Raw genomic sequence first — 18,701 nt, 5'->3', positions numbered from 1 at the left:
AGAAAACGCCGTTAGATGGCCGCCAGAGAAGAATTTCCAAATAGCCTCTCAGATCATCTGGAATATTCCGGTGGTCTTGAACCGGAGATAGGCCTCGATGCTGCGGGCCATATTGGGCAGCATTTCGGGCAAGTCGTCGGGCGCGAACCAGCCGACGGCACTGCTCTCGTCATCGGCGACGGCTGGCTCGCCTTCAAAGGAGCGCGTGTAGAACATCAGCGCGAAAAACTGGGCGCGATCGCCATTCGGAAACTGGAAGGTTTCATAGTGCGGGTCACAGCCGAACCCGAACGGCTCGACATCGCTGACGATCAACCCGGTTTCCTCGAGTACCTCCCGGACCACCACGGTCTCCAGGCCCTCGCCTTCCTCGGCATTGCCGCCAAGCAGGCCCCACAAGCCAAAATCAGTTCGTTTCTGCAACAGGATGCTGCCGTCGGCGCGTTCGATGACGATGCGAGCGCCCGGCATGAGCACCAGACGATCCCCGATCAACGCCCGCAATTGTCCCAGATAGCTGTCGGCAAAGGCCATTCAAACGCCCCCTGCGTTAGCGAAACCGTTGCGCGACCAGCGCCTCAGCCTTCCGGCTTGACCACGTCGACCGGACTGATGTCAAGCAGGTCGAGGGTGCGGCGGAGCAGCCGCACCTCGCTCTCGGCCAGCTGCGAATCCGCCTTGGCGATCTCGGCCATATGGCGGGCCAGTTGCTTGCGCCGCTCGAGGTCTAGATCGCGGAACAGCGCGATGGCCTGCGAGCCGTTGGTCTCGTAGCCGAACTCGTTGAGATATTCGATGACGCTGTCGATGCTGGTTTCGGCAATGCCGAAGGCGTCCTTGCAGATGCGTCGGAAGGCAACCATCTCGCTCTCGCTGACCGACCCGTCGGCCAGGATCATGCGGAACAGCATCAAGAGTTCCGCCGACAAGACCGGATCGTCCGCCACCTTGCGCACACCCGGGTCGCCGTCGAAGATCGAGCGTATCTGGTCCAGCAATGCGAATGCCATCAGGAGCCCCTTTCCGATTCAGATGCGTCGCATGATTTCACCCAAGCGCGACGCGCTTGAATAGAGGTAGCGCGGAATCGGCCTTGCGCAAACAGGGCCGTCGTGGTCGAACGCCCTATATCTCAGCCCACCGGACATTTCCACACTTCAGATGATCGACCTCACCACCCAGACCGTCGCCATGCTGGCGTTCGCCGGCTTTGCCGCGGGCTTTGTCGACTCGATCGCCGGCGGCGGCGGATTGATCACCATTCCCGCACTGCTTCTCGCCGGTTTCTCACCGATCGAAACGCTTGGAACCAACAAACTGCAAGGCATGTTCGGCTCTGGCTCGGCCACAATGCATTATGCCGCGAATGGCCATGTCGACCTGCGACGACAGCTGCCGTCAGCCTTGCTGGCGCTTGCCGGCGGCACTGCCGGTGCCTTGCTGGCAACGATTGTGCCGGGCGATATTCTACGCGCCTCGCTGCCGCTTCTGCTGATCGCCATCGCATTGTATTTCGCCATAAAACCCAACATGGGTGATGTCGACCGTGCCGAGCGGCTGTCACCGTTCCTGTTCGGGTTGACTGTCGCGCCCGCAATCGGCTTCTACGACGGCCTGTTTGGACCCGGCGCCGGCTCTTTCTACATGCTGGCCTTCGTAGCACTCGCCGGTTACGGCGTGCTCAAGGCGACCGCGCATACCAAGCTGCTCAATTTCGCCTCCAACATCGGCGGCTTCATCGTCTTCGCCGCGGTCGGCGTCGTCTACTGGAAGATCGGTTTGATGATGGGCGTTGCCCAATTCCTCGGCGCTCGCGTCGGCGCCAGCCTGGCCATGCGCATCGGTGCAAGACTGATCAAGCCGCTGCTGGTGGTCGTCTGCCTTGCGCTGGCCGTGAAGCTCTTGGCCGACCCGGCGAACCCGCTGCGTGTCATGATTGGTGTGTGAACACCCGCCCTGATAGAATGCCGCTGTTCGAATCATGTTGCGAGGAGCCAGACATGAATCTTAGCGCACCCACCCAAATTGTTTTCATCATTGCAGTTGTTATCGCCATCATCGGTGTTCTTGCCGCGCTTAGCGTTCTTGCGTTCATTCCACTCGCATCGGTGTGGATTGTTCTTATTGCCTTCATCGTGCTTGCCGGCGGCTGCTTGATGCGCGGCGCCTGACCAGTTTCCCTTCAAGTGGGGACCTGGAGCGCCCGGCCAAAAGCCGGGCGCTTTTGATTCTGGCCAATGGTCTGCTAGATTTGCCTCGGCGGAAGGATGGCCGATGCCAGTCGAGATGCAGCACCGGAAGGAACAGGACCGCTCCATTGCCGGGCGGTTCGAGATGCGCCGGCGCCTGCCCAGTCCTGCACTTGAAGGCATCGTCACCGACATCTGCGGCTATCGCGAAACGGCTGCTGGCCATTTCCACAATGTCGAATACGCATCGCTGACCGTGCCGCTGGTGATCAGCTTTGCCGAACCCTTCGCCATCGGCCTCGGCAAGGCGCCGGGTGACAATTTCGCCAGTTTCGCCGCCGGCCTTTTTGCCGGACCGGTGGTGATTGAATCCTTCGGCGGCGCCTGCTGCGTCCAGGTCAACTTCACGCCGCTCGGCGCACGCCGGTTTTTCCGACAGCCGATGAGCGAACTGACCGACAGCATGGTCGTGCTCGACGACGTGCTTGGCGGCGAAGGCATGGCGCTGCGCGAGCGGCTTGGCAACGCGCCGGACTGGGCGGCGCGTTTCGACATCGCCGAAGCCTTCGTCGCAGCCCGTCTCGAGAATGCCGCCGAAACCCCGCTCGAAATCGCTTGGGCCTATGACCGCATCATCACCTCTGGCGGCCGGACCCGCATTTCGGTGCTTGCCGAAAAGCTGGGCCGGAGCCGCAAGCATCTCGCCAGCGGCTTTTCCGATGCGATCGGTATCGGCCCCAAGACGCTGTCGCGCATCGTGCGCTTCAACCGGGCGCTCGGCCTGTCAAGGCAGCAGACCGTCGACTGGGCGGATATCGCCGCCGATTGCGGCTATGCCGACCAGGCGCATCTGGTACGCGAATTCCGCGACCTTGCCGGCGAGACGCCGACCGCACTTGCCAGGTAACATTTCTTCAAGACGCTGGAACGGCCTTCGACCAGAGTGATGCATGTCGCCCAAAAGTGCGCAGCGTTTTTGGGCATGCACAATCAAGGTTCATCGACCAACCCAAGTGAAGGAGTTCCCATGCCCACCACCACGGAAGCGCCGCGCCTCTACCCTGCCCTGCGCTACAAGAACGCGGCAAAAATGATCGACTGGCTGTGCGAAGCCTTCGGCTTCAGCGTCCGTGCTCGCTATGGCGAAGGCGATGTCGTGCACCATGCCGAACTGGTTTTCGGCTCGTCGATGATCATGCTGGGCACGGTGCGCGACGACGACTACGGCAAGATGGTCGGCGAGCCCGGCCCAGGCGGCGGCAAGTCGATCTACATTGCCGTCGACGATGCCGATGCCGCCTATGCCAAAGCCAGGAAGGCCGGTGCCACGATCATCCAGGAATTGACCAACCGCGACTATGGCAGCCGCGAGTTCATCTGCCGCGATCCCGAAGGCAGTGTCTGGTCGTTCGGGACCTACTGGCCGAAGGCTGGCGACAAGGCATAGGCAAGGTCTAGCGCGCCAGCGCGAAAATTGCGTCGCAGTTGAGGTGGCTTTCCAACTCGGCTGCGACCTCGTCCAGCGCCCGCTCGACTTCGGCCCGATAATCGATGCCGCCACCCTTGATGCCGAGGCTTTCAAGGAATTTCCCGCGAAAGCCGTCGGCGCCGAACAGGCCATGCATATAGGTGCCGATCACCTTGCCGTCGGCGGAGATAGCGCCATCCTCGACACCATTGATGATCGCCGACGGTCGCATGGTGTCCGGACCCGTGGTGTGGCCAAGGTGGATCTCGTAGCCCTCGAGCGGCAGATCGAATTGTACCGAGCGGGCACTGACATTGCGCACCGTCTTCTCCGGTTCCATCACCGTCTCGACGTCGAGCAGGCCAAGCCCTTCGGCTTCGGTTACGCTGCCTTCGATGCCGTCCGGGTCGTGCACCGAGCGGCCAAGCATCTGGAAGCCGCCGCAAATGCCAACGACATGGCCGCCCCGCTGGCAGTGGGCAAGAAGGTCCCGGTCCCAGCCGTTCTCGCGGAATTTCAAGAGATCGCCGATCGTCGACTTGGAGCCGGGAATGACCACCAGCCCGGCATCGGCCGGCAAAGGCTTTCCGGGCGGCACGAACACCACCTCGACCTGCGGTTCGGCCTTGAGCGGATCGAGATCGTCGAAATTGGCGATGCGGCCAAGCATCGGCACGACCACCTTCAGCGCGCGCGTCTCGCCGGACGCCAGCCGTTCTAGCACCACCGAATCCTCCGAAGGCAGCCGCGCTGCCGCCTTCAGCCACGGCACCACGCCAAAACACCGCCAGCCGGTAAATTTCTCGATCGACCTTATGCCATCGTCGAACAGCGAGACGTCGCCGCGAAACTTGTTGATGAGGTAGCCGACGATCATGCGCCGGTCCTCTTCCGGCAGGATCAGATGCGTGCCGACCACCGATGCAATGACGCCGCCGCGATCGATATCGCCGACCAGCACCACCGGCACGTCGGCGCGGGTCGCAAAGCCCATATTGGCAATGTCGCGGCTGCGCAGGTTGATCTCGGCCGGCGAACCGGCACCCTCTACGATGACCAGGTCGGCGCCCTCGCCGACCTTGTTCCAGGAGTCCAGCACGGCGTCCATCAGTTGGCCCTTCAGTGCTTGATAGTCGCGCGCCCGCGCTTCGCCAAACACCTTGCCCTGCACGATGACCTGCGCGCCGACATCGGTCTGCGGCTTGAGCAGCACCGGGTTCATGTGGACCGACGGCGCCACACCGCAGGCGATCGCCTGCAGCCATTGCGCGCGGCCGATCTCGCCGCCGCTGGCCTTGTTGTCGCCGGGAATGTCGGCGACCGCAGCGTTGTTCGACATGTTCTGCGGCTTGAAGGGCCTCACCTTCAGCCCACGCTTTTTTGCTGCCCGGCAAAGGCCGGCGACCAGCACCGTCTTGCCGACATCCGAACCCGTGCCTTGCAGCATGATCGCCTTGGCCATCAGCCCCTGCCCTGCGCCACGGTTCCGGTGATCGTGGATTTTGCAGCCAGTGGCCCGCCGCGCCAGATGTAGAGCGCCAGCAATGGCACTATGCCGGTGCGCATGGCGTGGTTGACGTTGGAAGCGTGGTGGACGACCTCGCCGGCCGCGCGCCGGCGAAACCCGCTCTCACCCATCCGCCACTCAGTGCCGCCGGTCAGCGGGATGTAGATCTCCTCGGCAACATGATGATGGTCGGGATAGACGATATCGGGGCCAAGAATCAGCAGGCCGGCCGCAACCTGGTCATTGGCGAAGTGGCCACGGGTGCCGAACACTTCGAGCCAGCCGTAATTGTCGATGAATGCCTCACCGAAATCCGCCTTGCTATAGGTCTGCCCCCAGCGGAGATCATTCCGACGTTCCGCAAGCAATCGCACCAGCGGCTTGGCATCGGGCGGCGCCAGTTCGGCGGCGCGATCGAGGTGGCGCAGGCAGCCAAGCGGATGCGGCTCCAGCGCGCGGGCTGGCATGTCCCAGGCGATCCCCGCCACGACGTCGCGCACCAGGGCGTCGTCCACGGAAGCGAGATAGGCGTGGAACCGTTCCAGCACTTCATCGAATTTTGTCGCCACGTCTCGCTCCGAACATGCATTGATGCACAGCCGCTCCGCGGGAGGTCGGGTTGCGCGGCGGCATCATTGGTCTAGATTGGTGCGCGCGCAAAGCCAAAAACAACAGGCCAGCGAGCTTAAGATGTGTTGAGATTCAGGTCAGGCCGAGCCGAAAACGGCGGTTTTCGAGAACCGGAGCGGAGCGTACTTAAGGTACGTGAGCACCGGAAGTGCAGGAAACCGACGTTTGCAGGCCGGCATCACCTGAGTATCAACATATCTTAGCTGGCCAGCACATAGGGAGCACGCCATGGACGCCGCGGTCGATGCGAGCACCAGCCAGTTCGAACTCAACGAGGAACAGCGCGCCATCCAGGAGATGGCGCAGGCCTTCGCCGCCGACCGCGTCGCGCCGAACGCACTCGATTGGGACCGCAGGAAACACTTCCCCGCCGACGTGATCCGCGAGACTGGGCCGCTGGGCCTCGGCGGCATCTATGTCCGAGACGATGTCGGCGGCTCCGCGCTCGGCCGGCTCGACGCTGTGCTGATCTTCGAGGCGCTCTCGCACGCCGATCCGGCCTTTTCGTCCTTCATCTCGATCCACAACATGGTCGCCTCGATGATCGACCGTTTCGGCAATGAGGAGCAACGCCAGCGATTCCTGCCGAAGCTCACTACGATGGAATGGCTGGCGAGCTACTGCCTGACCGAACCGGGCTCCGGGTCGGATGCCGCGGCGCTGAAGACGCGCGCGGTGAAAAGCGGCGGCGACTATGTCCTCAACGGCACCAAGCAGTTCATCTCGGGCGCCGGCGACAGCGATATCTACGCCGTCATGGTGCGCACCGGCGCCGATGGGCCGAAAGGCATTTCCACCATCGTCGTCCCCAAAGACGCGCCCGGCCTATCCTTCGGCGCCAACGAGCACAAGATGGGCTGGCATATGCAGTCGACCCGCCAGGTCATCTTCGAGGACTGCAAGGTGCCGGCGGAAAACCTTTTGTCGGGCGAAGGCGCCGGCTTCGGCATCGCCATGGCCGGGCTCGACGGCGGCCGGCTGAACATCGCCGCCTGTTCGCTGGGCGGCGCGCAATCGGCGCTCGACAAGGCGCTGTCCTACGCCGCCGAGCGCAAGGCGTTCGGCTCCAGGATCAACCAGTTCCAGGCGCTGCAGTTCAGGCTGGCCGATATGGAGACCGAACTGCAGGCGGCGCGCATCTTCCTCTACGCCGCCGCCTCAAAGCTCGACCGCAAGGCGCCGGACGCCGGCAAATGGTCGGCGATGGCCAAGCGCTTCGTCACCGACACCGGCTTCACCGTGGCCAACGACGCGCTGCAGCTGCTCGGCGGCTACGGCTACCTGCACGATTACGGCATCGAGAAGCTGGTGCGGGACCTGCGCGTCCACCAGATCCTCGAAGGCACCAACGAGATCATGCGCGTCATCATCGCGCGAGCCTTGATCGGACGCTGACGCCAGAAGAACCTGGGAGACAGACAATGACGACGATCGCCTTCATCGGCCTCGGCAACATGGGCAATCCAATGGCGGCCAATCTGGTCAAGGCCGGGCATGCCGTGCATGGCTTCGACTTGATGCCGGAGAATCTGAAGGTCGCCCGCGAGCATGGCGTCATCATCATGGCCAATGCACCGGCCGCGGTGAAGGACGCCGATGTGGTGATCACCATGCTGCCGGCCGGCAAGCATGTGCTGTCGGTCTATGAAGACATTGCTCCCAAGGCCAAAAAGGGAGCGCTGTTCATTGATTCCTCGACCATCGATGTCGAATCGGCCCGCAAGGCGCATGCCGTCGCCACCAAGCACGGCCTGCTGTCCATCGACGCACCGGTCTCAGGCGGCACCGGCGGTGCGGCGGCCGGCACGCTGACCTTCATGGCCGGTGGCTCCGACAATGCCTTCGCCGCCGCCGAGCCGATCCTGAAGCCGATGGCCGGGCGTGTCGTCCATTGCGGCGGCGACGGCGCAGGACAGGCCGCCAAGATCTGCAACAACATGATCCTCGGCATTTCGATGATCGGCGTCGCCGAGGCCTTCGTGCTGGCGGAAAAGCTCGGCCTCTCGCACCAGGCGCTATTCGACGTCGCCTCGACTTCGTCCGGCCAGTGCTGGTCGCTGACCACCTACTGCCCGGTGCCCGGCCCTGTGCCGACCTCGCCCGCCAACCGCGACTACAAGCCGGGCTTTGCCGCCGCTCTGATGCTGAAGGACCTGAAGCTGGCGCAGGAGGCAGCACAAGGATCCGGCGCGGTGACCCCGCTTGGTGCTGAGGCGGCTCAGCTCTATGCGCTGTTCAACGCCCAGGGGCATGCAGGCGCCGATTTTTCCGGAATCATTAATTTTCTGCGCGGAGCCAATCCATAAACTCCTAATATAACTGGGTTTTTTGCGTATCTTGAGAGAAACCGGTCAAATTTAGGTTTGCTTAAGCTCTCGATAACCCCCCGGTAACGATGTTTCTGTAAAACGGAATGCGAGGCGGACATATCGCATCCGCCCGGCGCTCCGGATCAGGTCTCGCGTACCGGAGCCCGTAAGTTTCGCCAAGTGTTTGCGTAGCGAAACGCCATGCGTATCTGGCAAAGCCGCGTTCCCGATGGAGCGCGGTTTTTGCATTTCCGCCCGGTTTCATCAGTGCAGCCTGTTTTATATACCGATTGCCGCATTCGCGATCGCGACATGATCTTCATTGATCAGTACGATCGGTGCATCGGCTCCCTCGACCCTGACGACCAGCAGGCGCAGGCTCCACGTGCCTGCTGTCCGGACAGCGGTCGAGAAGGCGGTGCCCTTGCCCTTGGCGCCATGGACCGGAATGCTGAACTGGGCATCGCCCGCCCCATTCGCGTTGACATTGAGATGGCCACCGACCCAGAAACTCTCGGTCAGGTCATCACCGAGGGCGGCCTTGACGCGGTCGTCGGCGCGAAGCTTGTCCATGGTCATGTGATAGGCATCGCTGCCTTTCAGCACGTAAGGAATACCGCCGACCATCGCCGCACAGCCGCCGATGCTGACCACTCAGATGACAAGGCCGGCGATCGCCCAGTTGCGTTGCGTCTTGCGGAACTGTTCCGCGTCGCGCCAGGCGCGGTTCTGCCAGGCCCAGCGGCTGCCGCGCGCACCCAGTACGATGATCATGACGATGTTGACGACAGGGATCAGTGCCAGCAGCGCGATGAAGGTGCTGTTGCCGATACCCCAGATCCAGTTGAGGAAGAAGGCGCCCCAGTTCCAGCGGTCAAGTTCGGCCGGAATTTCGGCGGGCTGGTTGAGCGGCTGTCCGGCCATGATGTTCCCCCATCGGCAGATGTGCTTGATGGGTTCTAGCGTATGACCTCGAAAAACGGGAATCGGTTTTTCCCGAGCGGCCTTTCTTTGTCAGGCCTTGTTGGAAAGCCGGCGAAAATTCGCCTTCACCGTACGGCTTGCCGGTTTCAGCGCGGCGCTGATCGACCGTTCCGCCGCGACGCCGTTGAACAACGACGGCGTGCGGCCGGCAAGGATTTCCGGCCAGAACCGCGATGCCGACTGCAGGAAGGACATTTGCGCCGCAAACGCCCCTTCGGCCATCGCCACGGTCTTCTCGTTCACCGCGCGCGCCGTCTCCGTGCCCCATGGCTTCCCGCTCCCGGCATCCAGCGCCATCAACGGCAGCCGCATCAGCGCCACCATCGGCGCCAGCATCAGGTCACCGCCGATGCTGGCTGCATCTTGCAGCCGTCGGCTCTTGCCGGTCTTTTTCATGGAAACAGTCCCCTTGTCGCAGCCACGTCGGCTGCTGACCCGCACACTAAGCGCTGAGGGTGAAATTCGTTCCCCAACGAAATGTTTCTCGAAGCCGGGCATTCCCATCGAGAACGCCCGGTCGAGGTATCGATCCCTATCGCTTGCGCAGATCCGCCTGCGCCAGGTCCAGCGCCTTGGAGATGCGCTCGCAAGCCATGTCGATCGTGTCACGGGTCCAGATCAGCGGCGGCGACAGGATCATCGTGTCGCCGGTGGCGCGCAGCATCATGCCGTGCGCGATCGCATGGTCGCGCACGGTCACCGCCGCACTTCCCGACGGCAGGAACCGCTCCTTGGTGGCCTTGTCCTTGACGATTTCGATCGCGCCCATCAGCCCGATCGAGCGCACCTCGCCGACCAGATCATGCCCGGCAATGCGCTCCTGCAACGCCTTGGCGAAATACGGCCCGGTATCGTTCCTGACGCGATCGACCAGCCCTTCCCGCTCGATGATCTCAAGGTTCTTCAGCGCCACGGCACACGCCACCGGATGACCGGAATAGGTATAGCCGTGATTGAACTCGCCGCCCTTCCCGACCAGTGTCGCGGCGATGCGGTCGCCGACCAGCAATGCCGACAGCGGCTGGTAGCCCGAGGTCAGTGCCTTGGCCGTGGTGATGGTGTCCGGCTCGATGCCGAGCGTTTGTGATGCGAACCATTCACCGGTGCGGCCGTAGCCGGTGATGACCTCGTCCAGCATCAGCAGGACATCGTATTTGCGGCAGATGCGCTGCACTTCCGGCCAGTAGCTGACCGGCGGTATCTTCACGCCGCCTGCCCCCATCACCGGCTCGCCGATGAAGGCCGCAACCTTGTCGGCACCGGCTTCGAGGATCGCATCCTCGACGGCCTTGGCCGCCCGCAGGCCGAAATCATGATCGCTCTCGCCCGGCAGTGCCAGTTCATAGGCATAAGGCATCATCACATGGACGATGTTGGGCACCGCGCCGCCGAGCTGCTTGTGCATGGCATCCATGCCGCCAAGCGAGGTGCCGGCGACGGTCGAGCCGTGATAAGCCATCTTGCGCGAGATGATGCGGTTCTTCTCCGGCTTGCCTTCCAGCACCCAGTAGTGGCGGACAAGGCGCAGAGCCGTGTCGTTGGCTTCCGAACCGGACGAGCCGTAGAACACCTGGTTGACGTGCTTCGGCGCGATTTCCGCCAGCTTCTTGGACAACAGCACCGGCGTCGGCGTCGAGCATTTGAAGAAGGAGTTGTAGTAGGGCAGCTCCTTCATCTGCGCGTAGGCGGCCTCGGCCAGTTCGTCGCGGCCATAGCCGATGTTGACGCACCACAGCCCGGCCATGCCGTCGAGGATCTCAGTCCCCTCGGTATCGTAGATGAACGGCCCGTTGGCATGGGTGATGATGCGCGAACCCGCTTCGCGCAATTCCTTATGGTCGGTGAACGGGTGGAGATGGTGCGCGGCGTCGATCTGCTGAAGCTGCTTCAGCGAATAATTCTGATAGGTCATTGATCTGATCTTTCCTCTGGATTCTATCCGGCCGTGCCGGGAGCGAATGCGTCAGAGGCAAGCAGGTGGTGAATAACCGATGCGGGCGCACAGCCGCAAAAGCTCGGCGCGCAGCGTGCGCGGTGACGGTGTCACCGCGACCCGGAATGCGCGAGCCCCAAATAAGGGAGCCAATGTCCTGACGAGAGCCATGGACGGCACCTTAGAGCAATTCCGGGAAAAGTGTGAAGCGGTTTCCCGGGAAAAGCGCGTAGCGCTTTCCCCCAGGGATTGAGTCAAAACAAAGAGCGAGCAAAGGGCGGTCGAGGCGAACCACCCTTTGCGTTTGCAGCGCCGGGACTCCGGCTCATGCGTTGCCGCTCAGCGCCCTTTGTAGGAACACATATTTCATCGCCGTCTGCGCCGCCTGCGGCCGGCGGTCGCCGCGGCCGCCATGTCCGCCCTCGGTCTCCTCGAAGAACAGCGTCCGGGTGTGGCCGGCTTCCTGCAGGCGGGCCGCCATCTTGCGCGCATGACCGGGATGGACGCGGTCGTCAGCGGTCGAGGTGGTCAGCAGCACCGGAGGATAGGCGGCATCGGCCGCGACATGCTGGTAGGGCGAATAGGCCGAAAGCCACTTCGCATCTTCCGGTTTCGACGGATCGCCATATTCGGCCATCCACGAGGCACCGGGCGGCAATTCGGTGTAGCGCAGCATGTCGAGCAGCGGCACCTCGATGATGACGGCACCGAAAAGCTCGGGATGCTGCGTCAAGGAAACGCCGGTCAGCAAGCCGCCGTTCGAGCCGCCCTGGATGCCGAGCGAAGCCGCCGTGGCAATCCCGCGCTTGACGACGTCCTGCGCGACCGCGGCAAAATCGTCGAAGGCGTTCTGGCGGTTGCCCTTGAGCGCCGCCTGATGCCAGGCCGGACCGAACTCGCCACCGCCGCGAATGCAGGCTTGGACATAGGCATTGCCCCTTTCCAGCCACAGCCTGCCGCGCACGCCGGCGTAGCTTGGCAGAAGCGGGACTTCGAAACCACCATAGCCATAAAGCAGCGTCGGCACCGGACCCTTGTGGTCGCGCCGCCGGACGACGAAGTACGGGATCATTGTGCCGTCCTTCGAGCGCGCCTCGAACTGCTCCGAGATCAGCGGCGCCGCATCGAAGCGGGCCGGCTGCGACTTCACGGTGGCGAGCGTCTCGCCATCGTCGTCCGACCAGATGATCGAACTCGGCGTCAGGAAGTCGGTGAAGGAGAAGGAAACGCTGGAGCCGAAATGCTCGGCGTGGCTGATGCCGACATTGCCGTTCTCGGGCAGTGCCACGGGCTTCTGCGACCAGCCGCCATCCTTTCGCTCGCAGACGACAACCTTGCCGCGCACATTGTCCATCAGATTGATGAACAGGCGGTCCTGCGTGCGGGCAATGCCGGCAATCGACACGCGATATGCCGGCTCAAGCAAGGTCTCCACCAGGCCGAGCGTGCCGGTTTCTACCCAGTGTGCCAAATCCAGCGAATAGAGGCCGTCAGGCTTGCACAAGGTGCCATCCGGCGCCGTCCACGGGCTGCGCACGCCGAAGACGAGCTGGTCCCTGAAGATCGCCGTATCGGTCACGTCGTCAGGCAGCGGCAGACGTTTGTTCTCGCCGGAAGGCAACCGCAAGAAGATATGCGAGGCGAAGAAATCGAGTGTCTGGGCCAGGATCAGATAACGTCTGTCGCCGTCGAACTCGACGCCAGCGCCAACCGCGAGATCCTCCTTCCGCCCCTCGAAGATCGGTGTCGCGTCTTCCAGTTTGGTGCCGCGCTTCCACAGCTTGACCACGCGCGGATAACCAGATTGCGTCTTGTCCGCCTCCTCGAAAGCCGCCGAGACGATGACGGTGTCCTTGTCCAGCCAGCTGAAGCCCGACTTGGAAGCGGGTGCGCGAAAGCCGCCCTCGACAAAGGATTTGGTCGCGATGTCGAATTCGCGCATCTCGCTGGCGTCACCGCCATCCGGCGACATCGAGACAAGGCAGAGGTTGAAGCCCGGATGGAGCCGGCTGGCGCCGCTGAACACCCACTTGATTCCGTCCTTGGCCGCTAGCTGGTCGAAGTCGACGATCGTTTCCCAGTCGGGCTTCTCGGTCTTGTAGGAAGCCACCGTCGTGCGGCGCCACAGCCCGAGCACATTGGTCTTGTCCTGCCAGAAATTGTAGACATGGCCGGCAATCGCGGCACCGACCGCGATATTGTCCTCGGCCGTCATCAGGTCGAGCGCGGTCTGGAACGACGCCTGATAGGACGGATCGCCCTGCAGTTCACCGACCGTTACCTCGTTCTGACCATGCACCCAGTCGAGCGACTGCTTGGCTGTCCTGTCCTCCAGCCAGAGAAAGGGATCTTCGGTCGAAGGGGTGGAATTTGGCAGGGTCTGTGTGGTCGACTTGGTCATAGGGTCTCCGGTAAACTCATCAAGGCTCGGTGTCGCACACATCGTCATGCCACTACCGAAATTCAATTGGAACGCGCGAGAGAAGCGACCCGCCATACCGCATCAAGTGCGAAACCTTATCCGGCCATGTGTCGCTACGAGGAAGCCTCATGCAATTTCTCTACATTGCGAAAGAGAGATTTGATCCGTCCAGGGGCACGGAATGGACGAAATACATCGAGTGGTCGGGCCTCACCCAACTGACCGAAGTCGTCACCCTCGATGGAATGCTTGGCCCGGTCGCGCTTGGCGAGACAAAGGACAGCTACTGGCCCCACATTGTCAACGAGGACTGGATGCTCGATTTCTTTGTGGACCTGGAGTTTCTGCTTTCGCAACTGTCAGATACGAACGAACTGAATATTTTAAGCGTAATTCGAAAGCCGTCGACGGACGTGCATTCGATTGATTGGGGCGGTTTCATCTTCCTGGGCTATGATTTGTTGGATCAAGAAGGTTCCATAAGCGCGTTGACCAACTGCGGTGGATTTCCCGACGTGTTTGCGAATTCGGAGTTGTCTCAGTTTGGCCTGATACCCGACTTTGATCGTGCCGTTGAAATTCAGGATATGCTGCGCCGGATGCACCCTGAGGAACGTCACGCCCATTGTAACATATGGGCAATTTCGAGATGGCGAGGCGATGACGAGCTGCGGCATCCCACAATAGCGTCAGGCTGACCTTCGACCTACGATGCTCGCAACCGCCAGCGTCAGACACATCAGGCCAAGGATAATCGGCAGGCCTCTTGCACCCAGAATATCCATCGCCGTGCCGGCCAGCGGCGGCACGGCGATGCCACCGACTCCCCACATCAGGGAGAAGGCGGCGTTGCCGGCAACCAGTGTCGAGCCGGTGAAGCGCTCGCCGAGCTCGATGATCGACATCGTATAGATGCCATAGGAGACAGCGCCCCAGACAAAGATCATCGGCCAGATCAGTGGCGTCTCGATGAGAAACGGCAGGAGCAGGCAGCCGAGCACCGTGATCGCGACACAAGCAAGCCGCACCAGACGCGCGGAGAGCCTTTCGGCCAGCAGGCCAAGTGGCACCTGCATGGCGATGTTGCCGGCGATCATCACCGAAAGTAGCGCCGACATGCGGGTCTCAGTGATGCCGTGATGGGTGCCATAGACGGGCAGCAAGGCCAGCGCGCCCTGCTCGAAGCCGGCGGCAACGATAACGGCAAACAAAAGCAGCCACGCCAACGGCACGAAGCCCAGGACGGAAACCCGATGCCCGGCCTCGTCGACCTTGGGCAGACGCGGCAGCACCGAGGCCAGGCAGATGCCGCACAGCACGAAGGCGAAAATGCCGACGAGGAAGGGCGGCCAGCCCTCCGTGCCGACGGCAAGCAGGCAAAGCGGCCCGGCCGCGAAGCCGGCCGAGATGATCGTCGAATAGACGCCCATGACGCGGCCGCGCCGGGCCGGCGGCGCCAGCGCGATCACCCAGATCTCGCTCAGCACGTAAAGCGGGTTGGTGACGACGCCAATCAGGAAGCGCAGCGGAAACCAGAGATAGACATCCTGCGTCCAGCCGATCAGCACCAGCACGATCGCCGAAAGCGCCGCGCAGGAGAGTGCCGTGCGCCCTGCCCCGAACCGGCGCGCCAGCGCCGGGATCAGTGGTGACGAGACGATGAAACCTATCGGTGTCATTGCCGCCGACAAGCCGATCATCGCCGGTGAGACGCCCTGGCGCTGCAGGATGAAGCTCAGCAGCGGATAGGACAGGCCTTGCGCGATGGCGAACACCGAGACGGTCGCGATCACGCCGGTGATCGCCGCCCACTGCATCGCCGTCTCACTGTCGCTCGAACCGTTCGCGATCATGCCTTGCCGCTCCGGCGCACGGACGAGCGATACAGCGCGAACATCACCAGCAACGCGTCGAGACCGGCGATCACGACCGGCAGGCCGAGCGGGCCGATGCCTTGCATGAGCAGCCCGGCACCCGGCGGGCCGACAATACCGCCGACGCCCCACATCAGCGCGAAGGCGGCGTTGCCGGCGACCAGCACCGAGCCCTTGAAGCGGCTGCCCAGTTCGACCAGCGCCATTGTGTAGACGCCGTAGCCGACGGCGCCCATCACCAGCAGCACGACCCAGATCAGCGGCGTCATGACCAGCAGCGGCAGCAAAAGCGCGCAAGTCGCGGTTGCCAGCGCACAGACGATGATCATGGCACGACCGCCAAAACGCTCCGCCAGCAGGCCGAGTGGGATCTGCAGCAGGATGTTGCCCAGCGAAAGCGCCATCACCAGCGAGGCAAGCACGGCCTCCGCCAGGCCGTAGCTGGCGCCGAACACCGGCAGCAGCGCATAGGTGCTTTGCTGGACCGCTGCCGAAACCAGGACGGCAAGCAGCAGTGCCGGCGCCACCTTGGCAAAGCCGACGAGGCCACTGGCAGGTTGGCCGTCATCCTCGAAACCGGTGAGCTTCGAAGAGACGGCGTGCAGGATCACCGCGCAGAGCGTGAAGCCGGCGACACCGACCAGGAAGGGAGCCCAGCCCGACGTGCCCAGCAGGGTCAGTGCGAATGGCCCGGCCGCATAGCCGGCGCCCAGCAGCGTGTTGAACACGCCCATGACCCGGCCCCGCCGCGATGGCGGCGCCAGCGACAGCGCCCAGACCTCGCCAAGTATGTAAAGCGGATTGATGACCACGCCGATGATGAAGCGGATGACGAACCAGGCCACCCAGTCCTGCAGATAGCCGATGCCCAGAAAGCAGAGCGCGCCGATCAGCGAGCAGCCGACCGCCAGCGTGCGTGCGCCGACCAGCCGCACCGCGGCTGGCACGAAGGAAGCCGAAAGGATCAGGCCGAGCGGCATCATCGCCGCCGACAAGCCGATCAGCGCGGGCGACATTCCCTGCTTCTGCATCAGCAGCGTGAACAGCGGCGAGCTCAGCCCTTGCGCGGCGCCGAACATGGCAAGTGCTGCGGTGACGCCGGCAAGCGCTGCCCACTGCGTTCCCGCTTCGCCTTCGCTCGAGCCGGTCGCGACCATACTGATACTGTCATCCATTTGAAAGTGCAGGCCATCCCGCCGGCAAGCCCGACTAGCTACTGGTTCGATTTGGGGAAAGGAAGGGCCGGACGACGAAATCCGCTTGCGCCACCGGACCCGTCCTGTCGGCTGAAGCCGATCGGTCGCTCATCGAATGGCAGGCGGGTGCTGGACCTGGTGGAGGCTACGGAAAATACCGGGCGATCGCCCCCTTCTTGCCGTCGGCGTAAGGCTTCAGCCACTTGTCGTCGATGGAAATCCCGTCATCGTCGGAAGGTCCCTTGCCGATCGTCCTGCGCCAAGCGCGGAACTTGTAGTGGTCGAACACGTCGAGCATATGCACCGCATAGGCGGCGGCGAAAGTCTTGTCGCCTTCCACGATCACCATGTTCTCGTCATTCTCATAGGACGCCTTGTAACCGAGATTGTGGCTGCCGGTGATGACCGTGGCGTTGTCCTCCATCGGATCGATGATGACGATCTTGTCGTGCACGATCGCATGGCCGACGGTCAGTACTTCTGCCTGGAAGTCGCGGGCGATCGTGGCGCCGGTCAGGTTTGCCGCCCGCACGATGGAAACGTTCGGCATCTCCCAGACCTTCTCCGGGAATACGAAGGGCGACTTGCCGTCCTTGTTCGATTTGTGGGTGACTGGATCCTTGGTCGGCGCGACATAGTTGGGCATCGCGGTTTCGTCGCTGATCGCGCCTTGCACGATCAGATTCGGATCGGCCTTGGCTGCCGCGACCGCCTGGTCGACGATCGAGTTTTCGCCGAGCAGCGACGGATTGAACACCAGGAACAGCACCGCGCGTTTCGCCGCCTTGATGCGGGCGAAGACATCCTCGAGGTCGACCGGCCGCACCGAGATGTCCTTCTTGTTGCGGTCGGGATCGTTGGGCGAGAACCAGACCGTCATGCCGTCCAGCGTTGCCGTGGCGCCGTTCAGCGGATTGGGCAGGTGGTTTTCCCTACGAAACGGCACGCCTTGCGTCTGCACGACGTGGCCGGCAGCGCTTTCCGAGGCTGGCGGCGGGAACACGTCGGCCTTCATGCGCTGCCAATAGGCGTCGAATATCTCGGCCATCGCCGGATCGTCGCGGATGAAGGCGTTGTTGGATTGTCCGCAGATGCCAGTCGACGTCCAGTTGGTGCTGCCAGTCATCACCGCTTGCGGCTTGCCCTGGCCATCGCGGTAGACTGCGAACTTGTTGTGGCCGATATGGCTGTTGTTGAACAGGCGGTCACTCACCACGACGCCCGCGTCGTGCAAGCGCTTCCTGTACGGCGCGTTGCCGGCGTCCCAGGCCTTGGTCTGGTCGTCCCTGCCCGAATTGGCAAGAATGACCTCGACGACATCCTTGGCGGCGACGATCGCGTCGCACAGCTCGTCGTCGCCAAGCTCGTAGAGCGCCAGCCTGACGGTGCCGCCTTCGGTCTTGGCCCGCTTCAGCAGGCTGGTCAGCACGTCAGGCACATCGCCATGCAGATAGGCGCGTATCTTGCTGGTCGGATCCTGCAGCACCGCCCTGATCTTGTCGCGCTGCCCGACCTTGATGCCGGCCTCTTGCAGCGCATGCGACATCCATTGCGTCGACAGCACGCCATTGGTGAAGGCAACCCGCGCCTTACCGAACATCTGCCCGAGAAAGATCGGTGGGCTGACCGCACCCTGGCCGAGATAACCGAGCGGACGCGCCGGCCCGGTATAGGCGGGTTTGCCATCGACGATCTGATCGGGTCGCACCGGCACCGGGTCGAGACCCGGCTTCATGTCGCCGACCGGCCGCACCCGGTAGGCTATCATTTCACCCTCTGGCCTGACGTCGATGCTGTCGCGCCGCCGCCGCACGGTGAGATCGCGCCAGAATGTCTTCTGCACCGGCCAGACGCCGGTATCCTGGGGAATCCATCGTGGATTGCGTTGGCCCTTGAAAGGCACCCAGGAGGCCAGGCAGCGTTCCTCGCCGGTGTCGGGATAGATGCGCACGATCTCGAAGCCGAGGCAGCCCGGGATCATGCCGTCTATATCCCAGGAAAGGAACGCGACTTCGTTGTTTGTCGCGGCGCGCACTTTGACGACGTCAGGCATGGCTTTCCCTCCAGAGACGTTCGGCACGCCAATATAGCAGAAGTAAAAGACGGATGTGTAACGCGTTTCACTTTGCGTCGATCCGGCCGCCGCTCTCAGGCCAGCGCATCGCCGCGATCCGCGCGATATTCTGGCC

The 18,701-nt window shown here is 62.9% G+C and carries 19 protein-coding genes; 7 read left to right on the top strand and 12 right to left on the bottom strand.

The window, feature by feature from the left end:
- Positions 1 to 48: 48 nt before the first annotated feature.
- Positions 49 to 534: an NUDIX domain-containing protein gene (locus AC1D2G_RS23280; RefSeq protein ID WP_477416901.1), complete on the bottom strand. Its 486-nt coding sequence runs from the start codon at positions 532 to 534 to the stop codon at positions 49 to 51.
- Between the two features lie 44 nt (positions 535 to 578).
- Positions 579 to 1,010 (bottom strand): TerB family tellurite resistance protein, encoded by a 432-nt coding sequence (locus AC1D2G_RS23275; protein WP_095087434.1) that lies wholly within the window; start codon positions 1,008 to 1,010, stop codon positions 579 to 581.
- A gap of 151 nt (positions 1,011 to 1,161) precedes the next feature.
- Here AC1D2G_RS23275 and AC1D2G_RS23270 point away from each other — a divergent pair, with 151 nt between their 5' ends.
- The 4 genes from AC1D2G_RS23270 to AC1D2G_RS23255 all read left to right on the top strand — a co-directional run bounded on the left by AC1D2G_RS23270 (position 1,162) and on the right by AC1D2G_RS23255 (position 3,636).
- Positions 1,162 to 1,947 carry a TSUP family transporter gene (locus tag AC1D2G_RS23270; protein ID WP_477416899.1) on the top strand — a complete coding sequence of 262 codons (786 nt, stop codon included), beginning with the start codon at positions 1,162 to 1,164 and terminating at the stop codon, positions 1,945 to 1,947.
- Positions 1,948 to 2,000: 53 nt separating this feature from the next.
- Entirely contained in the window at positions 2,001 to 2,171 is a 171-nt protein-coding gene (locus tag AC1D2G_RS23265) for a hypothetical protein (protein ID WP_477416897.1), read from the top strand.
- 103 nt (positions 2,172 to 2,274) lie between these two features.
- Positions 2,275 to 3,096: a helix-turn-helix domain-containing protein gene (locus tag AC1D2G_RS23260; RefSeq protein ID WP_477416895.1), complete on the top strand. Its 822-nt coding sequence runs from the start codon at positions 2,275 to 2,277 to the stop codon at positions 3,094 to 3,096.
- A gap of 120 nt (positions 3,097 to 3,216) precedes the next feature.
- On the top strand, positions 3,217 to 3,636 hold the full coding sequence (locus AC1D2G_RS23255) for a VOC family protein (RefSeq protein ID WP_477416893.1): 420 nt from the start codon (positions 3,217 to 3,219) through the stop codon (positions 3,634 to 3,636).
- A gap of 7 nt (positions 3,637 to 3,643) precedes the next feature.
- Here the strand turns inward: AC1D2G_RS23255 and AC1D2G_RS23250 are convergent, their stop codons facing one another.
- Together AC1D2G_RS23250 and AC1D2G_RS23245 are read right to left on the bottom strand one after the other, a co-directional pair.
- Positions 3,644 to 5,119 (bottom strand): cobyric acid synthase, encoded by a 1,476-nt coding sequence (locus AC1D2G_RS23250; protein WP_477416891.1) that lies wholly within the window; start codon positions 5,117 to 5,119, stop codon positions 3,644 to 3,646.
- The gene (locus AC1D2G_RS23245) at positions 5,119 to 5,733 is read right to left on the bottom strand and encodes a dimethylsulfonioproprionate lyase family protein (RefSeq protein ID WP_477416889.1); all 615 of its coding nucleotides are present in this window, start codon (positions 5,731 to 5,733) and stop codon (positions 5,119 to 5,121) included. The genes AC1D2G_RS23250 and AC1D2G_RS23245 overlap by 1 nt, the downstream gene beginning before the upstream one ends.
- 289 nt (positions 5,734 to 6,022) lie before the next feature.
- Here AC1D2G_RS23245 and AC1D2G_RS23240 point away from each other — a divergent pair, with 289 nt between their 5' ends.
- Entirely contained in the window at positions 6,023 to 7,189 is a 1,167-nt protein-coding gene (locus AC1D2G_RS23240; RefSeq protein WP_477416887.1) for an isobutyryl-CoA dehydrogenase, read from the top strand.
- A 26-nt stretch (positions 7,190 to 7,215) separates the two neighbouring features.
- Positions 7,216 to 8,100 carry a 3-hydroxyisobutyrate dehydrogenase gene (gene mmsB / locus AC1D2G_RS23235; RefSeq protein WP_477416885.1) on the top strand — a complete coding sequence of 295 codons (885 nt, stop codon included), beginning with the start codon at positions 7,216 to 7,218 and terminating at the stop codon, positions 8,098 to 8,100.
- 282 nt (positions 8,101 to 8,382) lie between these two features.
- Here mmsB and AC1D2G_RS23230 read toward each other — a convergent pair whose 3' ends face one another.
- The 5 genes from AC1D2G_RS23230 to AC1D2G_RS23210 form a co-directional block, all read right to left on the bottom strand.
- Positions 8,383 to 8,757 (bottom strand): cytochrome c oxidase assembly factor Coa1 family protein, encoded by a 375-nt coding sequence (locus AC1D2G_RS23230; RefSeq protein WP_477416883.1) that lies wholly within the window; start codon positions 8,755 to 8,757, stop codon positions 8,383 to 8,385.
- Positions 8,758 to 9,027: a hypothetical protein gene (locus AC1D2G_RS23225; RefSeq protein WP_477416881.1), complete on the bottom strand. Its 270-nt coding sequence runs from the start codon at positions 9,025 to 9,027 to the stop codon at positions 8,758 to 8,760.
- Between the two features lie 90 nt (positions 9,028 to 9,117).
- A complete protein-coding gene (locus AC1D2G_RS23220) occupies positions 9,118 to 9,483 on the bottom strand; it encodes a hypothetical protein (protein ID WP_095087418.1) in 366 nt (121 codons plus the stop codon).
- A 136-nt stretch (positions 9,484 to 9,619) separates the two neighbouring features.
- On the bottom strand, positions 9,620 to 10,999 hold the full coding sequence (locus AC1D2G_RS23215) for an aspartate aminotransferase family protein (protein WP_477416879.1): 1,380 nt from the start codon (positions 10,997 to 10,999) through the stop codon (positions 9,620 to 9,622).
- Positions 11,000 to 11,345: 346 nt separating this feature from the next.
- Complete coding sequence (locus AC1D2G_RS23210) at positions 11,346 to 13,421, bottom strand: prolyl oligopeptidase family serine peptidase (protein ID WP_477416877.1); 2,076 nt, start codon at positions 13,419 to 13,421, stop codon at positions 11,346 to 11,348.
- 149 nt (positions 13,422 to 13,570) lie between these two features.
- On the opposite strand from AC1D2G_RS23210, the gene AC1D2G_RS23205 reads away from it, so the two are divergent.
- Positions 13,571 to 14,140, top strand: a complete 570-nt coding sequence (locus AC1D2G_RS23205; RefSeq protein WP_477416875.1) for a hypothetical protein — start codon at positions 13,571 to 13,573, stop codon at positions 14,138 to 14,140.
- Here the strand turns inward: AC1D2G_RS23205 and AC1D2G_RS23200 are convergent.
- The 3 genes from AC1D2G_RS23200 to AC1D2G_RS23190 all read right to left on the bottom strand — a co-directional run bounded on the left by AC1D2G_RS23200 (position 14,132) and on the right by AC1D2G_RS23190 (position 18,565).
- Positions 14,132 to 15,295: an MFS transporter gene (locus tag AC1D2G_RS23200; RefSeq protein WP_477416873.1), complete on the bottom strand. Its 1,164-nt coding sequence runs from the start codon at positions 15,293 to 15,295 to the stop codon at positions 14,132 to 14,134. The genes AC1D2G_RS23205 and AC1D2G_RS23200 overlap by 9 nt on opposite strands.
- Positions 15,292 to 16,473, bottom strand: a complete 1,182-nt coding sequence (locus AC1D2G_RS23195) for an MFS transporter (RefSeq protein WP_477304824.1) — start codon at positions 16,471 to 16,473, stop codon at positions 15,292 to 15,294. The genes AC1D2G_RS23200 and AC1D2G_RS23195 overlap by 4 nt, the downstream gene beginning before the upstream one ends.
- A 184-nt stretch (positions 16,474 to 16,657) precedes the next feature.
- Positions 16,658 to 18,565 (bottom strand): phospholipase D-like domain-containing protein, encoded by a 1,908-nt coding sequence (locus tag AC1D2G_RS23190; protein ID WP_477416871.1) that lies wholly within the window; start codon positions 18,563 to 18,565, stop codon positions 16,658 to 16,660.
- Positions 18,566 to 18,701: the final 136 nt, after the last annotated feature.

This window comes from Mesorhizobium sp. P2_C7 (genome assembly GCF_056404515.1).
This window is presented reverse-complemented; position numbering and strand designations above follow the sequence as displayed.

Excerpts from the sequence above, each read along its gene's own strand:
- AC1D2G_RS23280 (WP_477416901.1), bottom strand. The coding sequence starts at position 534 with ATGGCCTTTGCCGACAGCTATCTGGGACAATTGCGGGCGTTGATCGGG.
- AC1D2G_RS23275 (WP_095087434.1), bottom strand. The coding sequence starts at position 1,010 with ATGGCATTCGCATTGCTGGACCAGATACGCTCGATCTTCGACGGCGAC.
- AC1D2G_RS23270 (WP_477416899.1), top strand. The coding sequence starts at position 1,162 with ATGATCGACCTCACCACCCAGACCGTCGCCATGCTGGCGTTCGCCGGC.
- AC1D2G_RS23265 (WP_477416897.1), top strand. The coding sequence starts at position 2,001 with ATGAATCTTAGCGCACCCACCCAAATTGTTTTCATCATTGCAGTTGTT.
- AC1D2G_RS23260 (WP_477416895.1), top strand. The coding sequence starts at position 2,275 with ATGCCAGTCGAGATGCAGCACCGGAAGGAACAGGACCGCTCCATTGCC.
- AC1D2G_RS23255 (WP_477416893.1), top strand. The coding sequence starts at position 3,217 with ATGCCCACCACCACGGAAGCGCCGCGCCTCTACCCTGCCCTGCGCTAC.
- AC1D2G_RS23250 (WP_477416891.1), bottom strand. The coding sequence starts at position 5,119 with ATGGCCAAGGCGATCATGCTGCAAGGCACGGGTTCGGATGTCGGCAAG.
- AC1D2G_RS23240 (WP_477416887.1), top strand. The coding sequence starts at position 6,023 with ATGGACGCCGCGGTCGATGCGAGCACCAGCCAGTTCGAACTCAACGAG.
- mmsB (WP_477416885.1), top strand. The coding sequence starts at position 7,216 with ATGACGACGATCGCCTTCATCGGCCTCGGCAACATGGGCAATCCAATG.
- AC1D2G_RS23225 (WP_477416881.1), bottom strand. The coding sequence starts at position 9,027 with ATGGCCGGACAGCCGCTCAACCAGCCCGCCGAAATTCCGGCCGAACTT.
- AC1D2G_RS23220 (WP_095087418.1), bottom strand. The coding sequence starts at position 9,483 with ATGAAAAAGACCGGCAAGAGCCGACGGCTGCAAGATGCAGCCAGCATC.
- AC1D2G_RS23215 (WP_477416879.1), bottom strand. The coding sequence starts at position 10,999 with ATGACCTATCAGAATTATTCGCTGAAGCAGCTTCAGCAGATCGACGCC.
- AC1D2G_RS23210 (WP_477416877.1), bottom strand. The coding sequence starts at position 13,421 with ATGACCAAGTCGACCACACAGACCCTGCCAAATTCCACCCCTTCGACC.
- AC1D2G_RS23205 (WP_477416875.1), top strand. The coding sequence starts at position 13,571 with ATGCAATTTCTCTACATTGCGAAAGAGAGATTTGATCCGTCCAGGGGC.
- AC1D2G_RS23200 (WP_477416873.1), bottom strand. The coding sequence starts at position 15,295 with ATGATCGCGAACGGTTCGAGCGACAGTGAGACGGCGATGCAGTGGGCG.
- AC1D2G_RS23195 (WP_477304824.1), bottom strand. The coding sequence starts at position 16,473 with ATGGTCGCGACCGGCTCGAGCGAAGGCGAAGCGGGAACGCAGTGGGCA.
- AC1D2G_RS23190 (WP_477416871.1), bottom strand. The coding sequence starts at position 18,565 with ATGCCTGACGTCGTCAAAGTGCGCGCCGCGACAAACAACGAAGTCGCG.